Origin of the sequence: Pantoea sp. 9140 (assembly GCF_000745295.1) — a bacterium.
Lineage (GTDB): Bacteria > Pseudomonadota > Gammaproteobacteria > Enterobacterales > Enterobacteriaceae > Pantoea > Pantoea vagans.
The window spans coordinates 700652-723728 of the sequence record NZ_JQNO01000001.1 but is presented as its reverse complement, the minus strand read 5'-3'; the positions used below and the strand labels follow the sequence as shown (position 1 = coordinate 723728).

At 53.1% G+C, this 23077-nt stretch carries 19 protein-coding genes; 10 read left to right on the top strand and 9 right to left on the bottom strand.

The window, feature by feature from the left end; all coding sequences use genetic code 11:
- Positions 1–23: 23 nt before the first annotated feature.
- From ppiD to bolA, 7 genes are all read right to left on the bottom strand, one after another.
- Positions 24–1892: a peptidylprolyl isomerase gene (gene ppiD, locus FA92_RS03355; RefSeq protein WP_033782168.1), complete on the bottom strand. Its 1869-nt coding sequence runs from the start codon at positions 1890–1892 to the stop codon at positions 24–26.
- A 247-nt stretch (positions 1893–2139) separates the two neighbouring features.
- Entirely contained in the window at positions 2140–2412 is a 273-nt protein-coding gene (gene hupB, locus FA92_RS03350; RefSeq protein ID WP_033731763.1) for a nucleoid-associated protein HU-beta, read from the bottom strand.
- A gap of 214 nt (positions 2413–2626) precedes the next feature.
- Entirely contained in the window at positions 2627–4981 is a 2355-nt protein-coding gene (lon, locus tag FA92_RS03345) for an endopeptidase La (protein WP_003850493.1), read from the bottom strand.
- Positions 4982–5167: 186 nt separating this feature from the next.
- Positions 5168–6439, bottom strand: a complete 1272-nt coding sequence (gene clpX, locus FA92_RS03340) for an ATP-dependent protease ATP-binding subunit ClpX (RefSeq protein ID WP_003850494.1) — start codon at positions 6437–6439, stop codon at positions 5168–5170.
- A gap of 135 nt (positions 6440–6574) precedes the next feature.
- A complete protein-coding gene (gene clpP / locus FA92_RS03335) occupies positions 6575–7198 on the bottom strand; it encodes an ATP-dependent Clp endopeptidase proteolytic subunit ClpP (RefSeq protein WP_010255410.1) in 624 nt (207 codons plus the stop codon).
- Between the two features lie 335 nt (positions 7199–7533).
- Positions 7534–8838, bottom strand: a complete 1305-nt coding sequence (gene tig, locus FA92_RS03330; RefSeq protein WP_013356994.1) for a trigger factor — start codon at positions 8836–8838, stop codon at positions 7534–7536.
- Positions 8839–9131: 293 nt separating this feature from the next.
- A complete protein-coding gene (bolA, locus tag FA92_RS03325) occupies positions 9132–9446 on the bottom strand; it encodes a transcriptional regulator BolA (protein ID WP_033782165.1) in 315 nt (104 codons plus the stop codon).
- 286 nt (positions 9447–9732) lie between these two features.
- Here bolA and FA92_RS03320 point away from each other — a divergent pair, with 286 nt between their 5' ends.
- The 8 genes from FA92_RS03320 (at position 9733) to FA92_RS03285 (ending at position 18561) form a co-directional block, all read left to right on the top strand.
- Entirely contained in the window at positions 9733–10311 is a 579-nt protein-coding gene (locus tag FA92_RS03320; RefSeq protein WP_013356991.1) for a lipoprotein, read from the top strand.
- A gap of 57 nt (positions 10312–10368) precedes the next feature.
- Positions 10369–11859 (top strand): muropeptide MFS transporter AmpG, encoded by a 1491-nt coding sequence (gene ampG, locus FA92_RS03315; RefSeq protein WP_033782164.1) that lies wholly within the window; start codon positions 10369–10371, stop codon positions 11857–11859.
- Positions 11860–12303: 444 nt separating this feature from the next.
- Complete coding sequence (cyoA, locus tag FA92_RS03310) at positions 12304–13230, top strand: cytochrome o ubiquinol oxidase subunit II (RefSeq protein ID WP_033731758.1); 927 nt, start codon at positions 12304–12306, stop codon at positions 13228–13230.
- 4 nt (positions 13231–13234) lie between these two features.
- Positions 13235–15217, top strand: a complete 1983-nt coding sequence (gene cyoB, locus FA92_RS03305) for a cytochrome o ubiquinol oxidase subunit I (RefSeq protein ID WP_013356988.1) — start codon at positions 13235–13237, stop codon at positions 15215–15217.
- Positions 15217–15834: a cytochrome o ubiquinol oxidase subunit III gene (locus tag FA92_RS03300; protein WP_013356987.1), complete on the top strand. Its 618-nt coding sequence runs from the start codon at positions 15217–15219 to the stop codon at positions 15832–15834. The genes cyoB and FA92_RS03300 overlap by 1 nt, the downstream gene beginning before the upstream one ends.
- A complete protein-coding gene (locus FA92_RS03295; protein WP_008924889.1) occupies positions 15834–16163 on the top strand; it encodes a cytochrome o ubiquinol oxidase subunit IV in 330 nt (109 codons plus the stop codon). The genes FA92_RS03300 and FA92_RS03295 overlap by 1 nt, the downstream gene beginning before the upstream one ends.
- A gap of 13 nt (positions 16164–16176) precedes the next feature.
- Positions 16177–17064 (top strand): heme o synthase, encoded by an 888-nt coding sequence (gene cyoE, locus FA92_RS03290; RefSeq protein WP_010255394.1) that lies wholly within the window; start codon positions 16177–16179, stop codon positions 17062–17064.
- Positions 17065–17196: 132 nt separating this feature from the next.
- Positions 17197–18561: an MFS transporter gene (locus FA92_RS03285; protein ID WP_033782162.1), complete on the top strand. Its 1365-nt coding sequence runs from the start codon at positions 17197–17199 to the stop codon at positions 18559–18561.
- Between the two features lie 679 nt (positions 18562–19240).
- Here the strand turns inward: FA92_RS03285 and FA92_RS03280 are convergent.
- Positions 19241–19732: a YajQ family cyclic di-GMP-binding protein gene (locus FA92_RS03280; protein ID WP_003852530.1), complete on the bottom strand. Its 492-nt coding sequence runs from the start codon at positions 19730–19732 to the stop codon at positions 19241–19243.
- 135 nt (positions 19733–19867) lie between these two features.
- Between FA92_RS03280 and panE the strand changes: the two genes are divergently transcribed.
- Entirely contained in the window at positions 19868–20788 is a 921-nt protein-coding gene (panE, locus tag FA92_RS03275) for a 2-dehydropantoate 2-reductase (protein WP_033782161.1), read from the top strand.
- Positions 20742–21338, top strand: coding sequence for a protein deglycase YajL (gene yajL, locus FA92_RS03270; RefSeq protein WP_013356984.1), 597 nt, complete (start codon positions 20742–20744; stop codon positions 21336–21338). Before panE ends, yajL begins: the two co-directional genes overlap by 47 nt.
- A 66-nt stretch (positions 21339–21404) precedes the next feature.
- Here yajL and thiI read toward each other — a convergent pair whose 3' ends face one another.
- The gene (gene thiI / locus FA92_RS03265) at positions 21405–22853 is read right to left on the bottom strand and encodes a tRNA uracil 4-sulfurtransferase ThiI (RefSeq protein WP_013356983.1); all 1449 of its coding nucleotides are present in this window, start codon (positions 22851–22853) and stop codon (positions 21405–21407) included.
- Positions 22854–23077 lie beyond the last annotated feature (224 nt).

Below are 23077 nucleotides of genomic sequence, written 5' to 3'. Positions count from 1 at the left end.
TCGTTGCGTAATTTTTGCGAGGCTTACTGCATTTGTGCGGCAGCGCCGTACTTGATTTTGGCCTCTTTACGCAGATTTTGCAGTAGGGCTTCAAACGTCAGCTGCGCATTATTCTGCGTAACGCCTTTGACCATTTCGTCAGTCTGCGCCTGCGGCATGCTGCCGGTTTTAACTTTATCTACCGCCACCAGCACCACATTGCCCTGCATATCTTCGCTGACACCCCATGAAGGCTTATTATCAGCAGGCTGAGGCAGGTTAAAGGCGGCCTGTGCCACCGGATCCTGTGCATTGCGATCAACGGTTTTGCTGGCGCTAAGGGTCAGGCCTGCTGCAGTCAGTGCGTCCAGCTTGCCCGCTTTGAGGTCGGTCAGCAGTTTATCGGCTTGGGCTTTAGCCTGCTGTGTCGCTTTGTCATGCTTAAGCGTATCCGTAATCTGCGCCTTCACCTGCTCCAGCGGTTTTACCGCTTCCGGTTTGTGCTCGCTGATACGCAGTACAAAGGCACGGTCGCCATCGACGGTGATAATATCGGAGTTGTTACCCGGCGCACCGTTCTGACCCACCAGACCACCGTTAAAGATCGCCTGTTTCACCGCATCGAAGTTAAGCGCGTCTGGCAGCGTGTCCTGACTGAACCAGCCGGTCTCTTTCGCTTTCAGACCCGAAGCCTGCTCGGCACCCGCCAGTGACTCATTGTCATTGCTGGCCGCTTCACTGACTTTCTGCTGCAGTTTGTAGAAGGCATCAACGCCCTTCTCCTGCTTCACTTTCGCTGCAACAGCGCTGCGAACCTCATCCAGTGGTTTAACCTGCTCTGGCTGAATATCGTCGAGACGAACCACCAGGAAGCCCACTGACGATTTGATCACGCCTGACATCTGGCCTTTCTCAGTCAGACCCGCATTTTTCAGCTCATCCGGGGTGGTTGACGGTTCCAGCCAGCCCATATCACCGCCCTTACGCGCAGAGATGGGGTCGATTGATTTGGCTTTCGCCACATCCGCGAAGTTAGCGCCACCTTTCAGCTGAGCCAGTACCGCATTGGCATCCGCTTCAGTTTTGGTCTGAATAACGCTGTAGCGATTACGCTGTGGTTGCGAATAGTCTGCTTTATGTTGGTCGTACCAGGCCTGAATATCTGCTTCGCTGGCATCCTGCTGCATGCTGGCGGCGTCCATCAGGATATAGCTGACGCGAAACTGTTCCGGCGCCATAAAGCTGGTTTTATGCTGCTGATAGTACTGACTGATTTCGTCGTCGGTGACGCTTTGTTTCGCCATCAGGGCATTAACGTCCAGCGTCGCCTGACGAATATCACGTTGCTGTGAAACCAGGTCCACCAGTTTGCTGGCTTCGCCTTTCAGCGTGAAATCTGTGTTCGCAACGGCATTGATCAACTGCTGATTGGAGAGTTGCTTGCGCAGCGCTTCAGCATACTGGTCGGCGCTGAAACCCATGTTGCCGATCAGCGCCAGATATTTAGCATTGTCGAATTTGCCGTTGGTCTGGAAAGCCTGCTGATTGAAGATAGCCTGCTTAACCTGATCGTCACTGATGCTGAGATGAAGCTCTTTGATGTAGCTGTCGAGCAGCGCCTGGTCGATCAACTGCGACAGCGCCTGCTGACGCATCTGCTGCATGAAGCCATCGTTGCTGGCCAGCTGCGAGAACTGGTCACCCAGCATCTGTTGCTGGCGACTGCGTTCGCTGTTAAACGCCTGCTCCAGCTGTCCCCGGCTTATCTCCTGACCGTTAACTTTGGCCGCATAGTCGTTATTGCCGCCAATCAGATAGTTGCCAACGCCTGTCAGCACAAAAGAGACGATAATCAGTCCCAGAATAATCTTGAGCACGACATGGTTCGACGCCGCGCGTAAATTGTCCATCATGGTATGGCAACACTCCGCTGTAGTGTGAATGTAAAGCTCGGTCGCAATTCGCCACTGGCTGGCGACTCACGCAACTGCTGGCTTAGCTGGCAGTCTCAATCCGGTCCAGGTCCATCTTACGGCCCGATTCTCACCGGTTAAAACAAAAAAGGCACATCTCATTGATGTGCCCGTATGTTACATGAGAACGGGTTAATCGTCCTCTAATCCACTGAAGAAAATGCGTCAATGAATCTATTCGTTGTTATTAATTGACAGCGTCTTTCAATGCTTTACCAGCACGGAAACCAGGTACTTTACCTGCCGGGATGGTGATCTCTTTACCGGTTTGCGGATTGCGGCCGGTACGTGCAGCGCGGTCACGTACAGAGAATGTGCCGAAACCCACCAGAGCCACTTCATCACCCTCTTTCAGCGCATCTGAAACTGAGCCCATAAATGCATCTAAAACACGTCCTGCTGCAGCTTTAGAAATATCAGCATCGGCAGCAATTTTGTCGATCAATTGTGACTTATTCACTCTCTTCATCCCCTCTTTTATTATTTCACATCGTACCGGGCTTCCGGCCGGGTACGAACGCGCAGCAAGTTATATCAAGCCTGTGGAGCCGAAACAACGGAATTTCTCTGAGAACGTCGCCCCGACAGCCACCTAAATTAACGGCACAAAAAAAAGCTGGCAAGCGCCAATTGCCTTGCCAGCTCCGCTTTTTAACGGTTTATGCCGTTAATCACTATTTTGCTGTTGCGACCTGCATGCCGTAAGGCGCATTTTCCAGTGCCAGATTCAGCACCTCTTCAATGCGTTTCACCGGATGGATCTCCAGATCGGCAATCACGTTCTGTGGAATCTCTTCCAGATCACGCTTGTTGTCGTCCGGGATCAGCACGGTTTTAATGCCACCACGGTGTGCTGCCAGCAGTTTCTCTTTCAGACCGCCAATCGGCAGAACCTGACCACGCAGGGTGATCTCACCGGTCATAGCGACATCCGCACGCACCGGGTTACCGGTAAGACAGGAGACCAGCGCGGTACACATTGCGATACCCGCACTTGGACCATCTTTCGGTGTGGCGCCTTCTGGCACGTGAACGTGAATATCACGTTTTTCGTAGAAGTCACCATTAATGCCCAGCTTCTCGGCACGGGCACGCACCACGGTCAGCGCAGCCTGAATCGACTCCTGCATCACTTCGCCCAGAGAACCGGTGTAAGTCAGCTTGCCTTTACCCGGTACGCATGCAGTTTCAATGGTCAGCAGATCGCCGCCCACTTCCGTCCACGCCAGGCCGGTGACCTGACCCACCCGGTTTTCACTGTCAGCACGACCATAGTCGAAGCGCTGTACGCCCAGGAAGTCCTTGAGGTTTTCACCATTGATGGTGATGTGCTTTTTCGTCTTGTCCATCAGCAGTGATTTCACCGCTTTACGGCACAATTTCGACAGCTCACGCTCAAGGCTACGCACGCCGGCTTCACGGGTGTAGTAACGGATAATGCCGACAATCGCGCTATCTTCAACCGTAATTTCACTGGCTTTCAGGGCGTTGCGTTCAATCTGCTTGGTCAGCAGATGCTGCTTAGCGATATTCAGTTTCTCATCTTCGGTGTAACCCGACAGACGAATCACTTCCATACGGTCCAGCAGCGGTGCCGGGATATTCATTGAGTTCGATGTTGCCACGAACATCACATCAGAGAGGTCGTAGTCGACTTCCAGATAGTGGTCGTTGAACGCAATGTTCTGCTCTGGATCAAGCACTTCCAGCAGCGCTGAAGCAGGATCGCCGCGCATGTCCGAAGACATTTTGTCGATCTCATCCAGCAGGAACAGCGGGTTTTTAACCCCGACTTTCGCCATTTTCTGGATGAGTTTACCCGGCATGGAGCCGATGTAGGTACGACGATGACCACGGATTTCCGCTTCATCACGCACGCCACCCAGCGCCATACGGACATATTTACGTCCGGTCGCTTTGGCAATCGACTGTCCCAGAGAGGTTTTACCTACCCCTGGCGGTCCGACCAGGCACAGAATCGGCCCTTTGATCTTGCTGACGCGACTCTGAACCGCAAGATACTCAAGAATACGATCCTTCACGCGCTCCAGGCCGTAATGGTCAGTATCCAGGGTCTCCTGCGCTTTACGCAGATCTTTCTTCACTTTGCTGCGCGCGTTCCACGGAACCTGCACCATCCAGTCGATGTAGCCGCGAACCACGGTCGCTTCAGCGGACATCGGGGACATCATTTTCAGCTTCTGCAGCTCAGCTTCTGCTTTTTCACGCGCTTCTTCCGGCATTTTTGCCGCGTCGATTTTGCGTTTTAACGCTTCATACTCGTCAGGCGCATCGTCCATCTCGCCCAGCTCTTTCTGAATCGCCTTCATCTGCTCATTCAGATAGTACTCACGCTGGCTCTTCTCCATCTGCTTCTTAACACGGTTGCGAATACGCTTCTCAACCTGCAGCAGATCGATTTCAGATTCCATCATCGCCATCAGATATTCCAGACGCTCATTGACGTCGGACATCTCCAGCACAGACTGTTTGTCTGCCAGTTTCAGTGGCATATGTGCTGCAACGGTGTCGGCAAGGCGGGCCGCATCGTCAATGTTATTCAGTGAGGTTAAAACCTCGGGTGGGATCTTTTTATTGAGTTTGATGTAGCCTTCAAACTGATTGATCGCCGTACGCACCAGCACTTCCTGCTCGCGCTCTTCAATCTCTGGCGAAACCAGATATTCAGCTTGAGCCACAAAATGGTCACCGTTGTCGGCCAGCGTCGTAATATGGGCGCGCTGTAAACCTTCCACCAGGACTTTGACCGTGCCATCCGGCAGTTTCAGCATTTGCAATACTGAAGCAACGGTCCCTACTGAAAAGAGATCGTTAATGCCAGGTTCATCCGTTGAAGCCTCTTTCTGTGCGACCAGCATGATTTTTTTATCATGATCCATTGCGGCTTCAAGGCACCGAATTGATTTTTCCCGGCCAACAAACAACGGAATTACCATGTGCGGATAAACCACCACGTCGCGCAGCGGCAACACGGGGATTTCAATGCGTTCAGAACGCTCAGGATTCATAGAGCTCTCTCTTTGTTTAATGTCCGCCAGGTGATGGGAACCGCATCAGGCAGGTATGCAGTTAAACCCACAGGTATCTGAGTATATGGGGATGATTGTCCGACATTCAACGTCACAGAGGCGAGAAAAGCAAAAGGGGAAACATTTTCCCCTTTTTTAATAGAACAACATGGACGATCTGTTTAATTATTCGCCAGATGCCTGCGCTTCATGCTTGCCGTAGATCAGCATGGGCTCAGACTGACCTTCAATAACTGATTCATCAATCACTACTTTTTCCACGTCATCCATGGAAGGCAGGTCATACATGGTTTCCAGCAACGCACCTTCAACAATAGAACGCAGACCACGCGCACCGGTTTTACGTGACATCGCTTTCTTAGCAATGGCGGTTAATGCCTCGTCACGGAACTCCAGCTCAACGCCTTCCAGGTTAAACAGCGCCTGGTACTGTTTTGTCAGGGCGTTTTTCGGCTCACGCAGAATCTGAATCAGTGCTTCTTCGCTCAGTTCACTCAACGTTGCGACCACAGGCAGACGACCGATAAACTCAGGGATCAGACCAAACTTGATCAAATCTTCAGGTTCACACTGTGACAGCAGTTCGCCTTCGCTGGCTTTCTGCGACTTCCCTTTTACGGTAGCGCCGAAGCCAATACCGGATCCGGTTTCCACACGCTGGGAGATCACTTTATCCAGGCCGGCAAATGCGCCGCCGCAGATAAACAGAATTTTCGAGGTATCAACCTGCAAAAATTCCTGCTGCGGATGCTTACGTCCACCCTGCGGCGGAACAGCAGCCACAGTGCCTTCAATCAGTTTAAGCAGAGCCTGCTGTACACCTTCGCCTGACACATCACGTGTAATCGACGGGTTATCTGACTTACGTGAGATTTTGTCGATTTCATCGATGTAGACGATGCCGCGCTGTGCTTTCTGTACGTCGTAGTCACATTTCTGCAGCAGTTTCTGGATGATGTTTTCAACGTCTTCACCCACGTAACCGGCTTCAGTCAGCGTGGTGGCGTCAGCCATAGTGAATGGCACATCCAGCAGGCGCGCCAGCGTTTCTGCCAGCAGCGTTTTACCACTACCGGTCGGGCCGATCAGCAGAATGTTACTTTTGCCCAGTTCGATGCCATTGCTGGTATCGCCGTTACGCAGACGCTTGTAGTGGTTATAAACCGCAACCGCCAGCACTTTCTTCGCTCTTTCCTGACCGATAACATAATCATCGAGGTGATGGCGAATTTCATGTGGGGTTGGCAACGCACTGCGTTCACGATGCGGGGCAACTTCTTTAATCTCTTCGCGAATGATGTCGTTGCACAGGTCAACACACTCATCGCAGATATACACTGACGGCCCGGCAATCAGCTTACGCACTTCATGCTGGCTTTTGCCGCAAAAAGAGCAGTACAGCAACTTTCCTGAACCGTCTTTGCGCTTATCTGTCATCAGTTAACCTCTTCTTGTTCTCAGGCCATACCCGCGTACGGCTCAGGCCGTACAGGGACGGCCGAAATTCATTCAACCCATAATAGTACCGTTGTCCTGTTAACTATAGACCAGGGACAACGGTAAGTCGGGGTCTTATTGGCGATGCGTCAGAATTGAATCGACTAATCCATACTCTACCGCTTCATTTGCAGAGAGGAAACGGTCACGCTCGGTATCACGCTCAATCTCTTCCAGCGTTTTACCGGTGTGCTCAGCCATCAGCTCATTCATACGCTGTTTAACTTTGAGGATTTCACGCGCATGGATTTCAATGTCTGACGCCTGGCCCTGATAGCCGCCCAGCGGCTGGTGGATCATCACGCGCGAGTTTGGCAGACAGAAACGCTTGCCTTTGGTGCCCGCTGTCAGCAGGAACGCACCCATTGAACAGGCCTGTCCCATACAGATAGTGCTGACATCCGGTTTGATAAATTTCATGGTGTCGTAAATCGACATACCGGCCGTGATCACACCGCCTGGCGAGTTGATGTAAAGATAGATATCTTTTTCCGGGTTCTCAGCTTCCAGAAACAGCATCTGCGCCACGATCAGATTCGCCATGTGGTCTTCAACCTGGCCAGTCAGAAAGATAACGCGCTCTTTAAGCAGACGGGAGTAGATGTCGTAAGAACGCTCACCACGCGAAGTTTGTTCAACCACCATTGGCACCAGCGCATTGTGCGGTGCAGTATATTCACGATCGCCACTGTATGACATTACCGTCTCCTGGATAAATTTCATTGGCAACATTCTGTACCGATTCTACGTAAGACGCGCGGGAAACTCCACGTCGCACCTTTTCCGACACCTTCAGGACGGTTAATCAGCCAGCCTCACTCTTCATTCTGCATACTCCCACTATCTGGGGATGCTGCACGCATGTTTCAAGCATAACAATCTTTTCCCTGTTCGCTAACCCGGAAAAAGCGATGCGTGAATAATTTGCCGATTAATTAAGCAAATAGCGGCGAAGAGTCGCGTTCTGTACGCAAAACACAAAAAAGCCCGCGACTTTTCAGTCACGGGCTTAGCACAGACGGTTAACTGCGTGATCAGGCCTGAGCGGTCTGATTCATCAGTTCCTGGAAGTTGGTCTCTTTCTCGGTCACTTTAGCTTTCGCCAGGACCGCTTCAACCGCTTGCTCTTCCAGCGCGACGTTGCGCATGTTGTTCATCAGCTCGTTATTCTTGCTGTAGAACTCGATAACTTCTTTCGGATCTTCATACGCAGAAGCCATCTCTTCGATCATGGTGTTAACGCGCGCTTCGTCAGCTTTCAGCTCGTGGGTACGAATCACTTCGCCCAGCAGCAGACCGACAACAACACGGCGTTTAGCCTGCTCTTCAAACAGTTCGCGTGGCAGTTCCAGCGCCTGCTGTTCGTTGCCACCGAAACGCTGTGCAGCCTGACGACGCAGAACGTCGATTTCGCTGTCAACCAGCGCAGCTGGCACGTCGATTTCGTTCGCTTCAACCAGGCCGTCGATCGCCTGAGTTTTGATGCGGTTACGGATAGCGCCTTTCAGCTCGCGATCCATGTTCTTACGCACTTCAGTACGCAGACCGGCAACTGAACCATCTTCAACGCCGAAACGTTTGATGAACTCTTCAGTCAGCTCTGGCAGCTCACGCGTTTCAACTTTCTTCAGCACGATCTCGAACTTCGCATCTTTCCCTTTCAGGGTTTCTGCGTGATAGTCGTCCGGGAATTTCACGTCGATAGTGAACGTTTCGCCCGCTTTGTGGCCCACAACGCCTTCTTCAAAGCCTGGGATCATGCGGCCCTGCCCCATGGCCAGAACGAAATCAGTGGCTTTGCCGCCTTCGAACTCTTCGCCGTCAACAGAACCGTTGAAATCGATAGTTGCACGATCTTCCGGGCCTGCAGCTACGTCGCTTTCGATCCAGTTGGCCTGCTGCTTACGCAGGGTATCCAGCATGGTATCAACGTCAGCATCAGTCACTTCAACAACAGGCTTTTCAACTTCGATGTTTTCCAGGCCTTTCAGCTCAACTTCCGGATAAACTTCGAATTCAACCGCGTAGGTAAAATCCTGACCTTCTTTGTATTCGCCTGGCACGTAGTTTGGTGCGCCAGCCGGATTAATTTTTTCTTTGATGATGGCGTCAACAAAGTTGCGCGTCATCAGCTCGCCCAGCACGTCCTGACGGACAGAAGCGCCGTAACGCTGCGCTACGATGTTCATCGGCACTTTGCCTTTACGGAAACCATCGATGCGAACTTTCCTGGCAACGTCAACCAGTTCTTTTTTTACTGCGCTTTCGATGCTGTCAGCTGCAACAGTAATCGTAATGCGACGGCCCAGGCCCTGAGTGGTCTCTACAGAAACTTGCATCTTGTTACCTCAAAAAATCACGTGCTCGGTCAACTTCAGACACCACACATAGTGAAATGCGCCGTATCCAACAACCGGGACGGCTTCCGTGAAGAGAACCTGATCCCTGTTACCAGAAGCGTCCCGAAGACATTCCGGAAAAATAGACGCAGCATTATAGCGGCATCGCTGGAATGAGTCGAGGACGCTAACTCACCACTTTTCAGCAGGTTTGCTGCTTTTTTGAGCCAGGGATCGCGTTTTTCGCTAAATCACAGAAAAAACGGCCAGCAGGCCGTTTCAGAGAAGGGAGATCAGGCGAGACTTCCGGCACCACGACAGTTAGGTGAAGCCAGAACGGTATCCTGCAACCCTTCCCACTCTTTCAGGGTGTAAGTATGCAGGGCTAAGGCATGGACACTGCCCGCTAATTCAGCCGCCAGTTCACTATAAATCAGACGATGACGCGCCAGGAAGCGCAGGCCTGCAAAGCAGTCGCTGACAATAACCACTTTGAAGTGACTTTCCGATCCGGCAGGCACGTTGTGCCGGTAACTTTCGTCATGCACTTCCAGATGAGCTGGCTGAAACGCCACACGCAGCTTTTCTTCTATTTGTTCGCGGATCATGGCTATTACTCCTCAATGGCGAGCGCGGTGCCCCATCTCATTCAATCTTAGTCGCTTTTAGTGCGCTTACCCGTCGGCGGACGCTAAATATTGCATTTTATGTCAGCCCGCTTCCGGCAGGCATCATAACGCAGTCGAAACCATCAGCAAACCAGCCTGTCAGAGAAGAGGCTTAAAACGGTTTCAGAGACAATTTCACCCGTAGCAGGGCTTTTTTCACTGCCGGGCAATGCTATGATGGCCGCAGTTTTTGCAAACCAACCCCCTGACATCCACGAGAAAAAGTATGTTGAAAAAACTGTTATTCCCACTGTTGGCTGCGTTCATTTTAGCCGGCTGTGCAACCAGCAATAATACCCTCACTATCCAGCCTAAAATTCAGCTGCCGCAGCAGGATCCGGGCCTGATGGGCGTGACTGTGAGCATCAATGGTGCCGACCAGCGTAAAGATCAGGCGCTGGCAAAAGTTAACCGTGATGGTCAGTTAGTGACCCTGACGCCATCGCGCGATCTCCGTTTCCTGCTGCAGGAAGTGCTGGAGAAGCAGATGACCGCACGTGGTTATATGATTGGTCCTGATGGCGCGGTCGATCTGCAGATTGTGGTTAACAATCTCTACGCTGACGTGACGCAGGGCAATGTGCGCTACAGCATCACCACCAAAGCGGACATCTCTATCATCGCGACCGCCAAAAACGGCAACAAGCAGGTTAAAAACTACCGCCAGACTTACAGCGTAGAAGGCGCGTTCAACGCTAATAACCAGAAGATCACTAACGCGGTCAACGCCACCATGAGCGATGTAATCGCGGATATGGCACAGGACACCAGCGTTAACGACTTCATCAAGCAGAACGCCCGTTAATACCGTCTCACCTCTGCCCTGCCTCGTGCAGGGCTTTTTGTTATCTGCAGGATCTGCATGAACCACTATCTTCGCCTCTTCAGCCAGAAAAACGCCGCCGTACTGCTGCTCCTTGGTTTTGCTTCCGGACTGCCGCTGGCACTGACTTCGGGCACGTTGCAGGCGTGGATGACAGTGGAAAATGTCGATCTGAAAACCATCGGCTTCTTTTCACTGGTCGGCCAGGCCTATGTCTTTAAATTTCTCTGGTCGCCGATGATGGACCGCTATACGCCGCCGTTTCTCGGCCGGCGTCGCGGCTGGTTACTTCTGAGTCAGCTGGCGCTGATGGGCGGGATTGTCGCGATGGGATTTCTGCAGCCAGGCCGCGATCTGACCCTGATGGCGGCGCTGGCAGTACTGATCGCCTTCTGCTCCGCCTCACAGGACATCGTTTTTGACGCCTGGAAAACCGATATTCTGCCACCTGAAGAGCGCGGCAGCGGCGCAGCGATTACCGTGCTGGGCTATCGGCTGGCGATGCTGATTTCAGGCGGGCTGGCGCTGTGGCTGGCTGACCGCTATCTGGGCTGGCAGGCGACCTACTGGCTGATGGCACTGATGATGGTGCCAGGCATTATTGCCACGCTGATGGCGAGCGAGCCGGACACGCGCACTTCCACCCCGCATTCACTGCGAGAGGCAGTTGTCGACCCGTTGAAAGATTTCTTTCAGCGCAACAACGCCTGGCTACTCATTACGCTGATTATTCTCTACAAGCTGGGCGATGCCTTTGCCGCCTCGCTGACCACCACTTTTCTGATCCGCGGCGTCGGGTTCAATGCCGGTGATGTCGGCCTGGTTAACAAGACGCTGGGCCTGCTGGCGACCATCATCGGTGCGCTTTATGGCGGCGTACTGATGCAGCGCCTGAGTCTGTTCCGGGCGCTGCTCATTTTCGGCGTGCTGCAGGCGGTTTCAAACTTTGGTTACTGGCTGCTGGCGGTGACCGACAAACAGTTGTGGAGCATGGCCAGCGCAGTCTTTGTCGAAAACCTCTGCGGCGGCATGGGCACCGCGGCCTTTGTCGCGTTGTTAATGACGCTGTGCAATAAATCGTTCTCAGCTACCCAGTTTGCCCTGTTATCGGCGCTCTCCGCAGTGGGCCGGGTCTATGTCGGCCCCGCAGCGGGCTGGCTGGTAGAACTCTGGGGCTGGCCAACTTTTTATGCTTTCACGGTGATCGCGGGTGTGCCGGGCCTGGTGCTGCTGGCTTTTTGCCGCCAGACGCTTAATCAGGTCGAGCAGAGTGGCAATTTCCTCACACGAAGCTACTATCCTCATGGCTATCGCTGGACTAATCGTCTGTTTGCAGCCGGTTGCGGCGTGCTGGCTCTCTGGCTGCTCGCGCTGGCACTGAATGCACTGGGGCTGATTGCGCTGGCACCGCTATTGACCCGCCTGTTTGAGCTGGGCATGAGCCTCTCTCTGCTGGCGGTGCTTGTCGGGGTGTTGCTGGATTACAGGGCACTGAAGAGAACGCCGGTGTTGCCCGCGTCAGATGCTTAAGTGAAATCGATAGGTTAACGGGCTGCGGCTTATTTTGTGACGTCCGGATAAGTCGCCGTCATTTATCATCGCGTGTTATTTTTAAAAAATAAGAATAGATCCTGAGGAGGCGTAGCGGAAATACTAAAAACCGGTTAGCAATTACTTTAGTTAAATTTCATCGCGCAAATGATGCAGACTTGTTAAATATTTGGGAGTTAAAAGTAAGGGTTATTCCTTTCCCTGATTTTTTTACGGTTACTTCCATCGGTTTTTGTTATATTGATGCCAACTGCTTGTCTGCGTTAATTATTTGTCACCTGGCGCAACATCTGTGACACCCTTAGCAAAAGGTGTCAACACGTATCTGACACATCCTTAAGCTGGTTTACACTGCATAAACCTTCCCGTAAAATGCGCGCACACTTAAACGACAATAGAGCCCTTTGTCATTGAGGTCGTTAAATGAGACTCAGTAAATACAATAAAAGTTTGGGGATTTTGTCATTAATTGCAGGCACTTTATTAATGAGTGGCTGCGATAGTGCATTGTTAAATCCCAAAGGACAGATTGCACTGGAGCAACGTTCGCTGATACTGACTGCCTTTGGCCTGATGTTGATCGTCGTGATTCCCGCAGTCCTGATGGCCGTGGTGTTTGCCTGGAAGTATCGGGCGTCCAACACGAATGCGAAGTACAGCCCTAACTGGTCACACTCTAACAAGGTTGAAGCCGTGGTCTGGACCATTCCGATCCTGATCATTCTCTTCCTCAGCGTACTGACCTGGAAATCAACCCACGCACTGGAGCCCAGCAAACCGCTGCAATCTGATGTGAAACCGGTTGAGATCGATGTGGTTGCACTGGACTGGAAATGGTTGTTCATTTATCCGGAACAGGGTATTGCGACCGTGAACCAGATTGCCTTCCCGGCAAATACTCCGGTGAACTTTAAAATCACCTCTAACTCCGTCATGAACTCTTTCTTCATTCCAACACTCGGCAGCCAGATTTATGCGATGGCGGGTATGCAGACCAAACTGCATCTGATTGCGAATGAACCAGGCACTTTCGACGGTATCTCTGCGAACTTCAGTGGTCGCGGTTTCTCTGGCATGAAGTTTAAAGCCATTGCAACCAAAGACGATGCGGAATTCCAGCAGTGGGTGGCTAAAGTCAAAGCAGCCCCTAACACGCTGACCACCATGGAAGATTTCGAGAAAGTGGCTGTACCAAGCGAAAATCATCCGGTGGAATATTTCTCTTCAGCTGATCCGAAACTGTTCATGCAGGTTATGGACAAGTTCAGGATGAGCCACGGGAAAATGGACATGCCACAGCATGAAGGTATGGACATGAGTCACGCCGCTTCCGCGGGAGCCGAGGAATAATACGATGTTAGGAAAATTAACACTTGATGCAGTGCCGTATCATGAGCCGATTATCATGGTTACGGTTGCCGCTATCCTGATAGGTGGTGCTGCGCTGGTCGCTGCGCTCACCTATTTTGGTAAGTGGAAATATCTGTGGTCTGAATGGCTGACGTCAGTTGACCACAAACGCCTGGGTATCATGTATATCATCATGGCGTTCGTCATGCTGATTCGTGGCTTCGCAGATGCCATTATGATGCGTACCCAGCAGGTGATGGCTTCGGCCGGTGAAGCGGGAATTCTGCCACCGCACCACTACGACCAGATCTTTACCGCGCACGGCGTGATTATGATCTTCTTCGTGGCGATGCCTTTCGTGGTTGGCCTGATGAACATCGCCGTTCCGTTGCAGATTGGTGCACGTGACGTTGCGTTCCCGTTCCTGAACAACCTGAGCTTCTGGTTTACCGCGGTCGGTGTGATCCTGGTTAACCTGTCTCTGGGTGTGGGCGAGTTCGCACAGACCGGCTGGCTGGCTTATCCGCCGCTCTCCGGCGCGGAGTACAGTCCCGGCGTCGGGGTCGATTACTGGATCTGGAGCCTTCAGCTCTCAGGTATTGGTACGACCTTAACCGGTATTAACTTCTTCGTGACCATCCTGAAGATGCGCGCACCGGGCATGAGCCTGTTCAAAATGCCGGTCTTTACCTGGACCGCGCTGTGCACCAACGTCCTGATCATCGCTGCGTTCCCGGTTCTGACCGTGACCCTGGCGCTGTTGACCCTTGATCGTTATCTCGGCTTCCATTTCTTCACCAATGAAATGGGCGGGAACATGATGATGTACGTCAACCTGATCTGGGTCTGGGGCCATCCGGAAGTGTATATCCTGGTACTGCCGGTGTTTGGTGTGTTCGCAGAAATTACCGCGACCTTCTCCAAAAAACGTCTGTTTGGTTATACCTCGCTGGTATGGGCGACTATCGCCATTACCGTGCTGTCGTTCATCGTCTGGTTGCACCACTTCTTCACCATGGGTGCGGGTGCCAACGTTAACGCCTTCTTCGGTATCATGACGATGATCATCGCGATTCCGACCGGGGTTAAAATCTTTAACTGGCTGTTCACCATGTATCAGGGCCGCATTCAGATGCACTCTGCCATGCTGTGGACCGTTGGCTTCCTGGTAACCTTCTCTGTAGGGGGTATGACCGGCGTACTGCTGGCCGTTCCGGGCGCTGACTTTATTCTGCACAACAGCCTGTTCCTGATTGCACACTTCCACAACGTAATCATCGGTGGTGTGGTCTTCGGTTGTATGGCGGGCGTGACCTACTGGTTCCCGAAAGCATTCGGCTTCACCCTGAACGAAACCTGGGGTAAGCGCGCATTCTGGTTCTGGATCATTGGCTTCTTCGTTGCCTTTATGCCGCTGTACGCACTGGGCTTCATGGGTATGACCCGTCGTCTGAGCCAGGATATCGATCCACAGTTCCACCCTCTTCTGGTGGTTGCTGCGGTCGGTGCAGGTCTGATTGCACTGGGTATCCTGTGTCAGCTGACCATGTTCTACGTCTCCGTACGTGATCGCGACCAGAACCGTGATGTGACAGGTGACCCGTGGGGCGGTCGTACGCTGGAGTGGGCAACCTCTTCACCACCTCCGTTCTATAACTTTGCTGTGATCCCACATGTCCATGAGCGTGATGCGTTCTGGGAAATGAAAGAGAAAGGCGAAGCGTACAAACAGCCGGCATCGTATGAAGAAATTCATATGCCGAAAAACAGTGGTGCGGCAATCGTCATCTGCGCATTCGCTACTGTGATGGGCTTCGCGCTGATCTGGCATATTTGGTGGATGGCGGGTCTTTCATTCCTCGGCATGATCGTTACCTGGATCGTGAAGAGCTTCGACGAAGACGTGGATTACTACGTTCCGGTTGCCGAAGTTCAGAAGATTGAGAACCAGCACTTTGACGAAATCAGCAAAGCAGGTCTGAAATAATGTCAACTGAAACTCTGATTAAACATCACCACGACGCCCATGCGGAGCATGGGCATCACGATGCAGGAGCCAATAAAGTCTTTGGCTTCTGGATCTACCTGATGAGTGACTGCATTATCTTCGCAACCCTGTTTGCGACCTATGCCGTCATGGTCAACAACACTGCCGGTGGCCCGGCAGGTAAAGATATCTTTGAGCTGCCGTTTGTTCTGGTAGAAACCGCCCTGCTGCTGTTGAGTTCGATCACTTACGGCATGGCTGTTATCTCCATGAACAAGGAGCAAAAAGGTGCCGTTATCGGCTGGCTGGCGCTGACCTTCCTGTTTGGTCTGGGCTTCATCGGTATGGAAATCTATGAATTCCATCACCTGATTGCTGAAGGCTTTGGTCCGGATCGCAGTGGCTTCCTGTCTGGCTTCTTTACGCTGGTCGGTACCCACGGTCTGCACGTGACCTCCGGTCTGATCTGGATGCTGGTTCTGATGTTCCAGGTGTCTAAACGTGGCCTGAACGCGACTAACCGCACCCGTATCATGTGTCTGAGCCTGTTCTGGCACTTCCTGGACGTGGTCTGGATTTGCGTCTTCACCGTTGTTTACCTGATGGGAGCCATGTAATGAGTCATTCTGTTAACGAACATGGCGCTTCACACGGTAGCGTGAAGTCCTACATGATCGGCTTCATCCTCTCTATCATCCTGACGGCAATCCCGTTCTGGATGGTGATGGATGGCAGTGCATCTCACGGTACTATCCTCGGTGTTGTTCTGGTGTGTGCGGTCATTCAGGTGCTGGTTCACCTGGTGTACTTCCTGCACTTAGACAGCAAATCTGAGGGTGGCTGGAACATGGTAGCCATTGTTTTCTCGGCCATCATCATCCTGATTGTCGTAGTAGGCTCACTGTGGATCATGTGGAACCTCAACTACAACATGATGCCTCACTAAAGAGTCACGCGTAATGTTTAAGCAATACCTGCAAGTTACAAAACCAGGAATTATTTTCGGGAATTTAATTTCTGTGATCGGCGGATTCCTGTTGGCCTCCAAAGGCAACACGGATTACGCCCTGTTTCTCATCACCCTGGTGGGCGTGTCACTGGTGGTTGCATCGGGTTGTGTTTTCAACAACGTGATTGACCGCGACATCGACATCAAGATGGAGAGAACCAGGAATCGGGTGCTGGTAAAAGGCCTTATCTCCGCGAAAGTAAGCCTGGTTTATGCCACTGTGCTGGGTATTGCTGGCTTTGCGTTGCTCTACTTCGGTGCTAATCCGCTGGCCATGTGGCTGGCGGTGATGGGCTTCGTAGTGTACGTAGGCATCTACAGCCTGTACATGAAGCGTAATTCCGTTTACGGAACGCTGATTGGCAGTCTGTCGGGTGCTGCGCCGCCGGTTATCGGCTACTGCGCCGTCTCTAACCAGTTTGATGCTGGCGCGTTGATCCTGCTGGCTATCTTTAGCCTGTGGCAGATGCCGCATTCGTACGCGATTGCTATCTTCCGCTTTAAAGATTACCAGGCAGCGAACATCCCGGTTCTGCCGGTGGTGAAAGGCATTTCCGTCGCGAAGAATCATATTACGCTCTATATCCTGGCGTTTATGATTGCCACGCTGATGCTGACGCTGGGCGGTTACGCGGGCTACAAATATCTGGTGGTGGCCGCTGCGGTCAGCGTCTGGTGGCTGGGCATGGCGTTATCGGGTTACAAAACCGCAGATGACCGTGTCTGGGCGCGTAAGCTGTTTGTCTTCTCTATCGTAACCATCACCGCGCTGAGCGTGATGATGTCGGTAGATTCGATGGCTCCGGCTTCGAAGGACCTGCTGACCTACGTCTGGTAACCGGCACCGATACAGCATGAAAAGGGCGCGATTTTCGCGCCCTTTCTTTTTGTTACCACTGCTTAAAAACTATTGTTTTACCCGCCCTGCCCCGCCCCCTAGAATAAATGCAGCACATTAACAGAGGTTGGAATGAACGATAATAAAATGACTCCGGTGGAGCTGCGCGCCACATGGGGCCTCGGTACGGTCTTTTCCCTGCGTATGCTTGGGATGTTTATGGTCCTGCCGGTACTGACCACTTATGGCATGGCATTACAGGGCGCGAGTGAAACCTTAATTGGTCTGGCGATTGGCATCTATGGCCTTGCTCAGGCGATATTTCAGATTCCTTTTGGTCTGCTCTCTGATCGCATCGGCCGCAAGCCGTTGATCGTTGGCGGACTGCTGCTGTTTGTTCTGGGCAGCGTTATCGCAGCCTGCACCGACTCCATCTGGGGCATTATTCTGGGCCGCGCATTACAGGGCTCGGGCGCGATTGCGGCTGCGGTGATGGCGCTGTTATCAGACTTAACCCGTGAGCAGAACCGCACCAAAGCGATGGCCTTTATCGGCATCAGTTTTGGCGTGACCTTCGCGATTGCGATGGTGGTCGGCCCGGTTGTGACTCATGCATTGGGTCTGCATGCGCTGTTCTGGATGATTGCGATTCTGGCGTCACTGGGAATCGTGATCACCCTGCTGGTAGTGCCATCCGCCTCCCATCATGTCCTGAACCGTGAATCAGGCATGGTGAAAGGCAGCTTCCGCAAAGTGATGGCTAACCCGCGTCTGGTAAAGCTCAACATCGGGATTTTCTGCCTGCACGTTCTGCTGATGTCGAGCTTTGTCGCGTTGCCTGGGCAGTTTGAACAGGCTGGATTCCCGGCCCCCGAGCACTGGAAAGTCTATCTCTCTACCATGCTGATCGCCTTTGCGGGCGTGGTCCCGTTCATCATCTATGCCGAAGTGAAGCGCCGTATGAAGCGCGTCTTTGTCGGCTGCGTCGGGATGATTGTCATTGCGGAGATCGTGCTCTGGGGTGCAGAAGGCCACTTCTGGACGCTGGTAGTGGGTGTTCAGCTCTTCTTTTTCGCCTTTAATCTGATGGAAGCCATTCTGCCTTCGCTGATCAGTAAAGAGTCACCCGCAGGTTACAAAGGTACGGCGATGGGGATTTATTCCACCAGCCAGTTCCTGGGCGTGGCCGTTGGCGGCAGCATGGGTGGCTGGGTGTTTGGTCATTTCGATGCGCAGACCGTGTTTTTGGTGGGCGCGATGGTAGCAGCAGCCTGGCTGTTTGTCAGCATGACGATGCAAGAGCCGCCTTATGTCAGTAGCCTGCGCATCGTTCTGAGTGATGCCGCACTGGCTGTGCCGAATCTTGAGCAGCGTCTGAAGGCGCAGAAGGGCGTTAACTCCGTGTTTATCGTGCCGGAAGAGAAAAGCGCGTATATCAAAATTGATAGTAAGGTCACCAGCCGCCCTGAGCTGGAAGCGCTGCTGGGGAGTTGCTAGTTTAAGAAAATTTTCGCGACAACTTCCGCTCGTTTCGCTTCAGGATCGAGCTGGCTCAGGGAACAGTGTCAGATCGGAAAGTCGCAAAAGCCGCCATCCATGGCATGCTCGGCCCGCGCCGTCCTGGCGCGGGACGCTTTCCTCCTCTGACCCTGTTCCCTGCGCCCCTGAGCTTTTGCGCTGCTGCCAGGTTCACCCGCATTTAAGTTTCTGAATAAATATCAACCCGCGCAATCCTTCTTACAGACCACTAACCAGCTTAAAGCGATGGGAGCCTGTGCCTGTAGCAAAGCATCGCGGGCAGGGACAAAAACGCCGGGAGCGTTTTTTTTGAACAACGCAACGCGTTGGCCCGGCTACGGGCGCACCTCAGGGATGAGGTACGTACTAAAAACGCCAGGCGTTTTTGAACAACGCAGCGCGTTGGCCCGGCAACGGGCGCACCTCAGGGATGAGGTGCGTAATCGCCCGCGCTGAGCCCGCCATGGATGGCGCTGTTGTGTCTTTGCATAAGGCACTGGCTCCCTGACCCGGTACACGATCTTGCAGACGCCGCAACTCCTAACCTGCTCTATACGCTAGACATTTTCAAAGTAATATCCCCTATTAATAACAAAAAACCCGGCCTGAGCCGGGTTTTTTATCACTGCATTCATGCTGAAAATTCAGCCTCCCCCACTTAATCGCGGAAGTTTTTAAACTGGAACGGCTGGCCCAGATTGCTGCCGCGCACGATCGCCATCGCACCCTGCAAATCATCACGCGCCTTGCCGGTCACACGCAATGCTTCACCCTGAATCTGGGTCTGCACTTTAAGCTTGCTGTCTTTAATCAGCTTCACCAGCTTCTTCGCCACGTCGCTCTCAATGCCTTTCTTCAGCTTGGCATCGACCGCCCAGCTTTTGCCGCTGTGCTCGATCTCTTCCGGCACCTCTAAGGCTCCGCCTTCAATCCCGCGCTTCAGCAACTTCTCACGCAAAATATCGACCAGCTGCTTAACCTGGAAATCAGACTCGCTGGTGATCTTGATGGTTTCATTCTTTTCGTTGAGCTCGAACTCGGCGCTCACGTTGCGGAAATCGAAGCGGGTAGACACTTCACGGTTAGCATTCTCCACCGCATTGCGAATTTCCTGCAGATCGACTTCTGAAACGATATCGAAAGATGGCATCTCTTCTTCTCCTGACGCTAAAGTGACATGCATAATACGCGTCTTAAGGTGCTAAATAAAATCAGGCTGCACACAACGCTATAATGTAGGTGTGACAGTAAATAACAGATGGATAGCCCGCCAGCGGGAGGCAGCATGAAAATTACCGTGTTAGGTTGCGGTGCATTGGGTCAGGTCTGGCTGACAGCGCTTGCCCGCCAGGGACATGAAGTACAGGGATGGCTGCGCGTGCCGCAGCCTTACTGCTCAGCCAATGTAATCGATCCTCAGGGCAACATCTCGAATCGCACGTTTATCGCCAACGATCCGCTATTCCTGGCGGAAAGCCAGCTGCTGCTGGTCACACTCAAAGCGCCACAGGTTTCACCCGCCGTGAAGAATCTGGAAAGTGTGCTGCCAGAAAACTGCCCGGTGCTGCTGCTGCACAACGGTATGGGTACGCTGGAGGAACTCAAAGGGCTTACTCAGCCACTCCTGCGTGGCGTCACCACGCATGCGGCGATGCGTGATGGCACCGTTATCAAGCACATCGCCAGTGGCATCACCCACATTGGTCCCGGTAACCGCAAAAGCGCCGCTTACAGTGACCTCGCCGACATCCTGCACCCTGCCCTGCCCGACGTTGCCTGGCATGACAACATCCGGGCGGCCTGCTGGCGCAAACTGGCCGTCAACTGCGTCATCAACCCGCTCAGCGTAGAGTATGAGTGCCAGAACGGCGCATTGCGCGCGTATCCGGAGCAAATTGCGCAATTGTGCGAAGAGATCAGCTGGGTTATGGATCGTGAAGGCCAGAACGTCGCCAGTGACAGCCTGCAGGACATCATCTTCGACGTGATCGAAAGTACCGCGGCCAATACCTCATCGATGCTGCAGGACGTTCGCGCCCAGCGGCTCACCGAAATCGACTATATCAGCGGCTTTCTGCTGCGCCGCGCCCGGACGCACGGCCTGGTGCTGACGGAGAACACCCGTCTGTATGACATTGTAAAACGCAAGGAGTCCCATTATGACCGCGAACGCATCAGTGCTGGTTTGCCTGGCACATGGCAGTGAAGAAACCGAAGCTGTCACCACCATCGACCTGCTGGTTCGGGCCGGGCTGAAGGTTGTTACCGCCAGCGTCGAAAGCGATGGCAGCCGGGAGATTGTCTGCTCACGCGGTGTTCGTCTGCTGGCTGACGTCACGTTGGTCGAAGTCGCCGACAACGATTTCGCCGCCATCGTCCTGCCCGGCGGCCTGAAAGGCGCGGAGACCTTCCGTGACAGTCCGCTGCTGGTCGAAACGGTGCGTCAGTTTCACCTTAATGAGAAGATTGTCGCCGCGATATGCGCAGCCGCAGGCACGGTACTGATCCCTCACGATCTCTTCCCGGTCGGTAACATGACCGGCTTTCCTGGCCTGAAAGAGACGATTCCGGAGGAAAAGTGGATGGAGCGACGTGTCGTCTGGGATCCCCGCGTTAATCTGCTGACCAGCCAGGGACCTGGCACGGCAATGGATTTTGCGCTGAAGCTGATCGATCTGCTGGTGGGAAAAGAGATGGCGCGTGAGGTCGCTGCACAGCTGGTGCTGGCTCCCGGCATTTATGACTATCAGGCGTAAAGACTCAGGCTTAAAACGAGAAAGCCAGTCAGACCTGAACAGGCACTGACTGGCTCAGAGCGATGACTACGGGCGGTAGACTTTAACGTTCTTAAAGCCCTGCTCATGCAGATAGAGCGCCTGCAGACGGCTCATCACACCACGATCGCAGTAGAGCAACCAGGTGCGGTTCTGATCGAGATCGCCAAACTGCGTACTGAGTTTGTAGAATGGCAGCGACTTCACTTCCGTGGCGTTCAGCGTCAGGGGCTTCTCTTCCTGCTCATCAATAGAGCGGATATCCAGCACCACATCGTTGTCACTCAGAAGCGCGACGGTCTCAACTTCCACCACCTCCTCTTCCGTTTGCTCAGCAATAGTACGAATATCGACATTGGTCGCTTCTTCGATGACCCGATCCAGAATCGAGAAGTCGAAATTCTGCTCTTCCGCCTCAATCTTCGCCTTCACCGCCTTCACCGTCGGGCTTTTTGAGATCACACCACAATATTCCGGCATGGTGCTGGCGAAATCTTCTGTGCCAATCTCCCGGGCAACTCTGATGATGTGCTCTTTGTCATGAGAGATCAGCGGACGCAGAATCAGCGTATCCGACGCGTTATCAATCAGGCGCAGGTTGGTCAGCGTCTGGCTCGACACCTGCCCTACCGCTTCACCCGTGACCAGCGCCTGCACGCCGTAGCGCTCAGCAACCGTCGAGGCAGCACGTACCATCATGCGCTTCAGCACCACGCCCATCTGGCCGTCATCCACTTTTTCGAGGATCTCACCGACGACCGGCTCAAAATTGATCGCCACGAAGCGCACCCGGTGTGAACGACCAAAACGATTCCACAGATAGTGCGCAACCTGACGCACGCCAATCTCATGCGCGGCACCGCCAAGGTTAAAGAAGCAGTAATGCACGCGGCTGCCGCGGCGCAGCAGCATATAGCTGGAGACACCGGAGTCGAAACCGCCGGAAATCAGCGACAGCACATCTTCCTGCGTGCCGATCGGGAAACCGCCCAGACCTTCGTAGCGCGCCGTCACCAGCGTCAGGCGATTCTCTTCAACTTCAAGGTTCACCGTCACGTCAGGATTTTTAAGCTGCACGCGGGCGCTTTCAATATGCTGATTCAGACCACCACCCACATAGCGCTCTACATCCTGCGAACTGAAGCTGTGCTTACCGCGACGTTTCACACGCACGCAGAAACTCTTCCCTTCCAGGCTGTCGCGATACTGCGCTAACGTCTGTTCAAAGATGTGATGAATATCGGTGTACTCGCGATCTTCAACCGCTAAAACGTGATGGATACCGGGAATGCGGGAAAGCTCATCGGGAATAATGTCCGCCAGCGCCGCATTTTTTGACCGCACTTCAATGTGATCCCAGTAGCGCACAACGGCGATGTCGTCGCTGACGGTTTTCAGGACGTTGCGGATATTGCTGGCAAGAATCTTGATAAAGCGCAAACGCACCGACGGACTCTTGATGGTGATTTCAGGAAATAACTTGATGATAAACTTCATGGCGACACAGCTTCGTTGGGCAAATAAGTGCTAAAACAGGCGGCACTTAGCTGGTAAAATCACAAAATTGCGGGCTGCAAGGCGCAACCGCATCCGAGGCGCGGGAGTATATCACCTTTGTCAGGTGACTGCTTCTTCATCAGCCGCCGCATTGATTATTTTGCTAATCATAGGGTCTCAGCTACCATGACCGATTACGAGATAATGTCCCAACCGTGAGTCGA

Coding starts and splice junctions, on each gene's coding strand:
- ppiD (WP_033782168.1), bottom strand. CDS start 1,892: ATGATGGACAATTTACGCGCGGCGTCGAACCATGTCGTGCTCAAGATT.
- lon (WP_003850493.1), bottom strand. CDS start 4,981: ATGAATCCTGAGCGTTCTGAACGCATTGAAATCCCCGTGTTGCCGCTG.
- clpX (WP_003850494.1), bottom strand. CDS start 6,439: ATGACAGATAAGCGCAAAGACGGTTCAGGAAAGTTGCTGTACTGCTCT.
- clpP (WP_010255410.1), bottom strand. CDS start 7,198: ATGTCATACAGTGGCGATCGTGAATATACTGCACCGCACAATGCGCTG.
- tig (WP_013356994.1), bottom strand. CDS start 8,838: ATGCAAGTTTCTGTAGAGACCACTCAGGGCCTGGGCCGTCGCATTACG.
- bolA (WP_033782165.1), bottom strand. CDS start 9,446: ATGATCCGCGAACAAATAGAAGAAAAGCTGCGTGTGGCGTTTCAGCCA.
- FA92_RS03320 (WP_013356991.1), top strand. CDS start 9,733: ATGTTGAAAAAACTGTTATTCCCACTGTTGGCTGCGTTCATTTTAGCC.
- ampG (WP_033782164.1), top strand. CDS start 10,369: ATGAACCACTATCTTCGCCTCTTCAGCCAGAAAAACGCCGCCGTACTG.
- cyoA (WP_033731758.1), top strand. CDS start 12,304: ATGAGACTCAGTAAATACAATAAAAGTTTGGGGATTTTGTCATTAATT.
- cyoB (WP_013356988.1), top strand. CDS start 13,235: ATGTTAGGAAAATTAACACTTGATGCAGTGCCGTATCATGAGCCGATT.
- FA92_RS03300 (WP_013356987.1), top strand. CDS start 15,217: ATGTCAACTGAAACTCTGATTAAACATCACCACGACGCCCATGCGGAG.
- FA92_RS03295 (WP_008924889.1), top strand. CDS start 15,834: ATGAGTCATTCTGTTAACGAACATGGCGCTTCACACGGTAGCGTGAAG.
- cyoE (WP_010255394.1), top strand. CDS start 16,177: ATGTTTAAGCAATACCTGCAAGTTACAAAACCAGGAATTATTTTCGGG.
- FA92_RS03285 (WP_033782162.1), top strand. CDS start 17,197: ATGAACGATAATAAAATGACTCCGGTGGAGCTGCGCGCCACATGGGGC.
- FA92_RS03280 (WP_003852530.1), bottom strand. CDS start 19,732: ATGCCATCTTTCGATATCGTTTCAGAAGTCGATCTGCAGGAAATTCGC.
- panE (WP_033782161.1), top strand. CDS start 19,868: ATGAAAATTACCGTGTTAGGTTGCGGTGCATTGGGTCAGGTCTGGCTG.
- yajL (WP_013356984.1), top strand. CDS start 20,742: ATGACCGCGAACGCATCAGTGCTGGTTTGCCTGGCACATGGCAGTGAA.
- thiI (WP_013356983.1), bottom strand. CDS start 22,853: ATGAAGTTTATCATCAAGTTATTTCCTGAAATCACCATCAAGAGTCCG.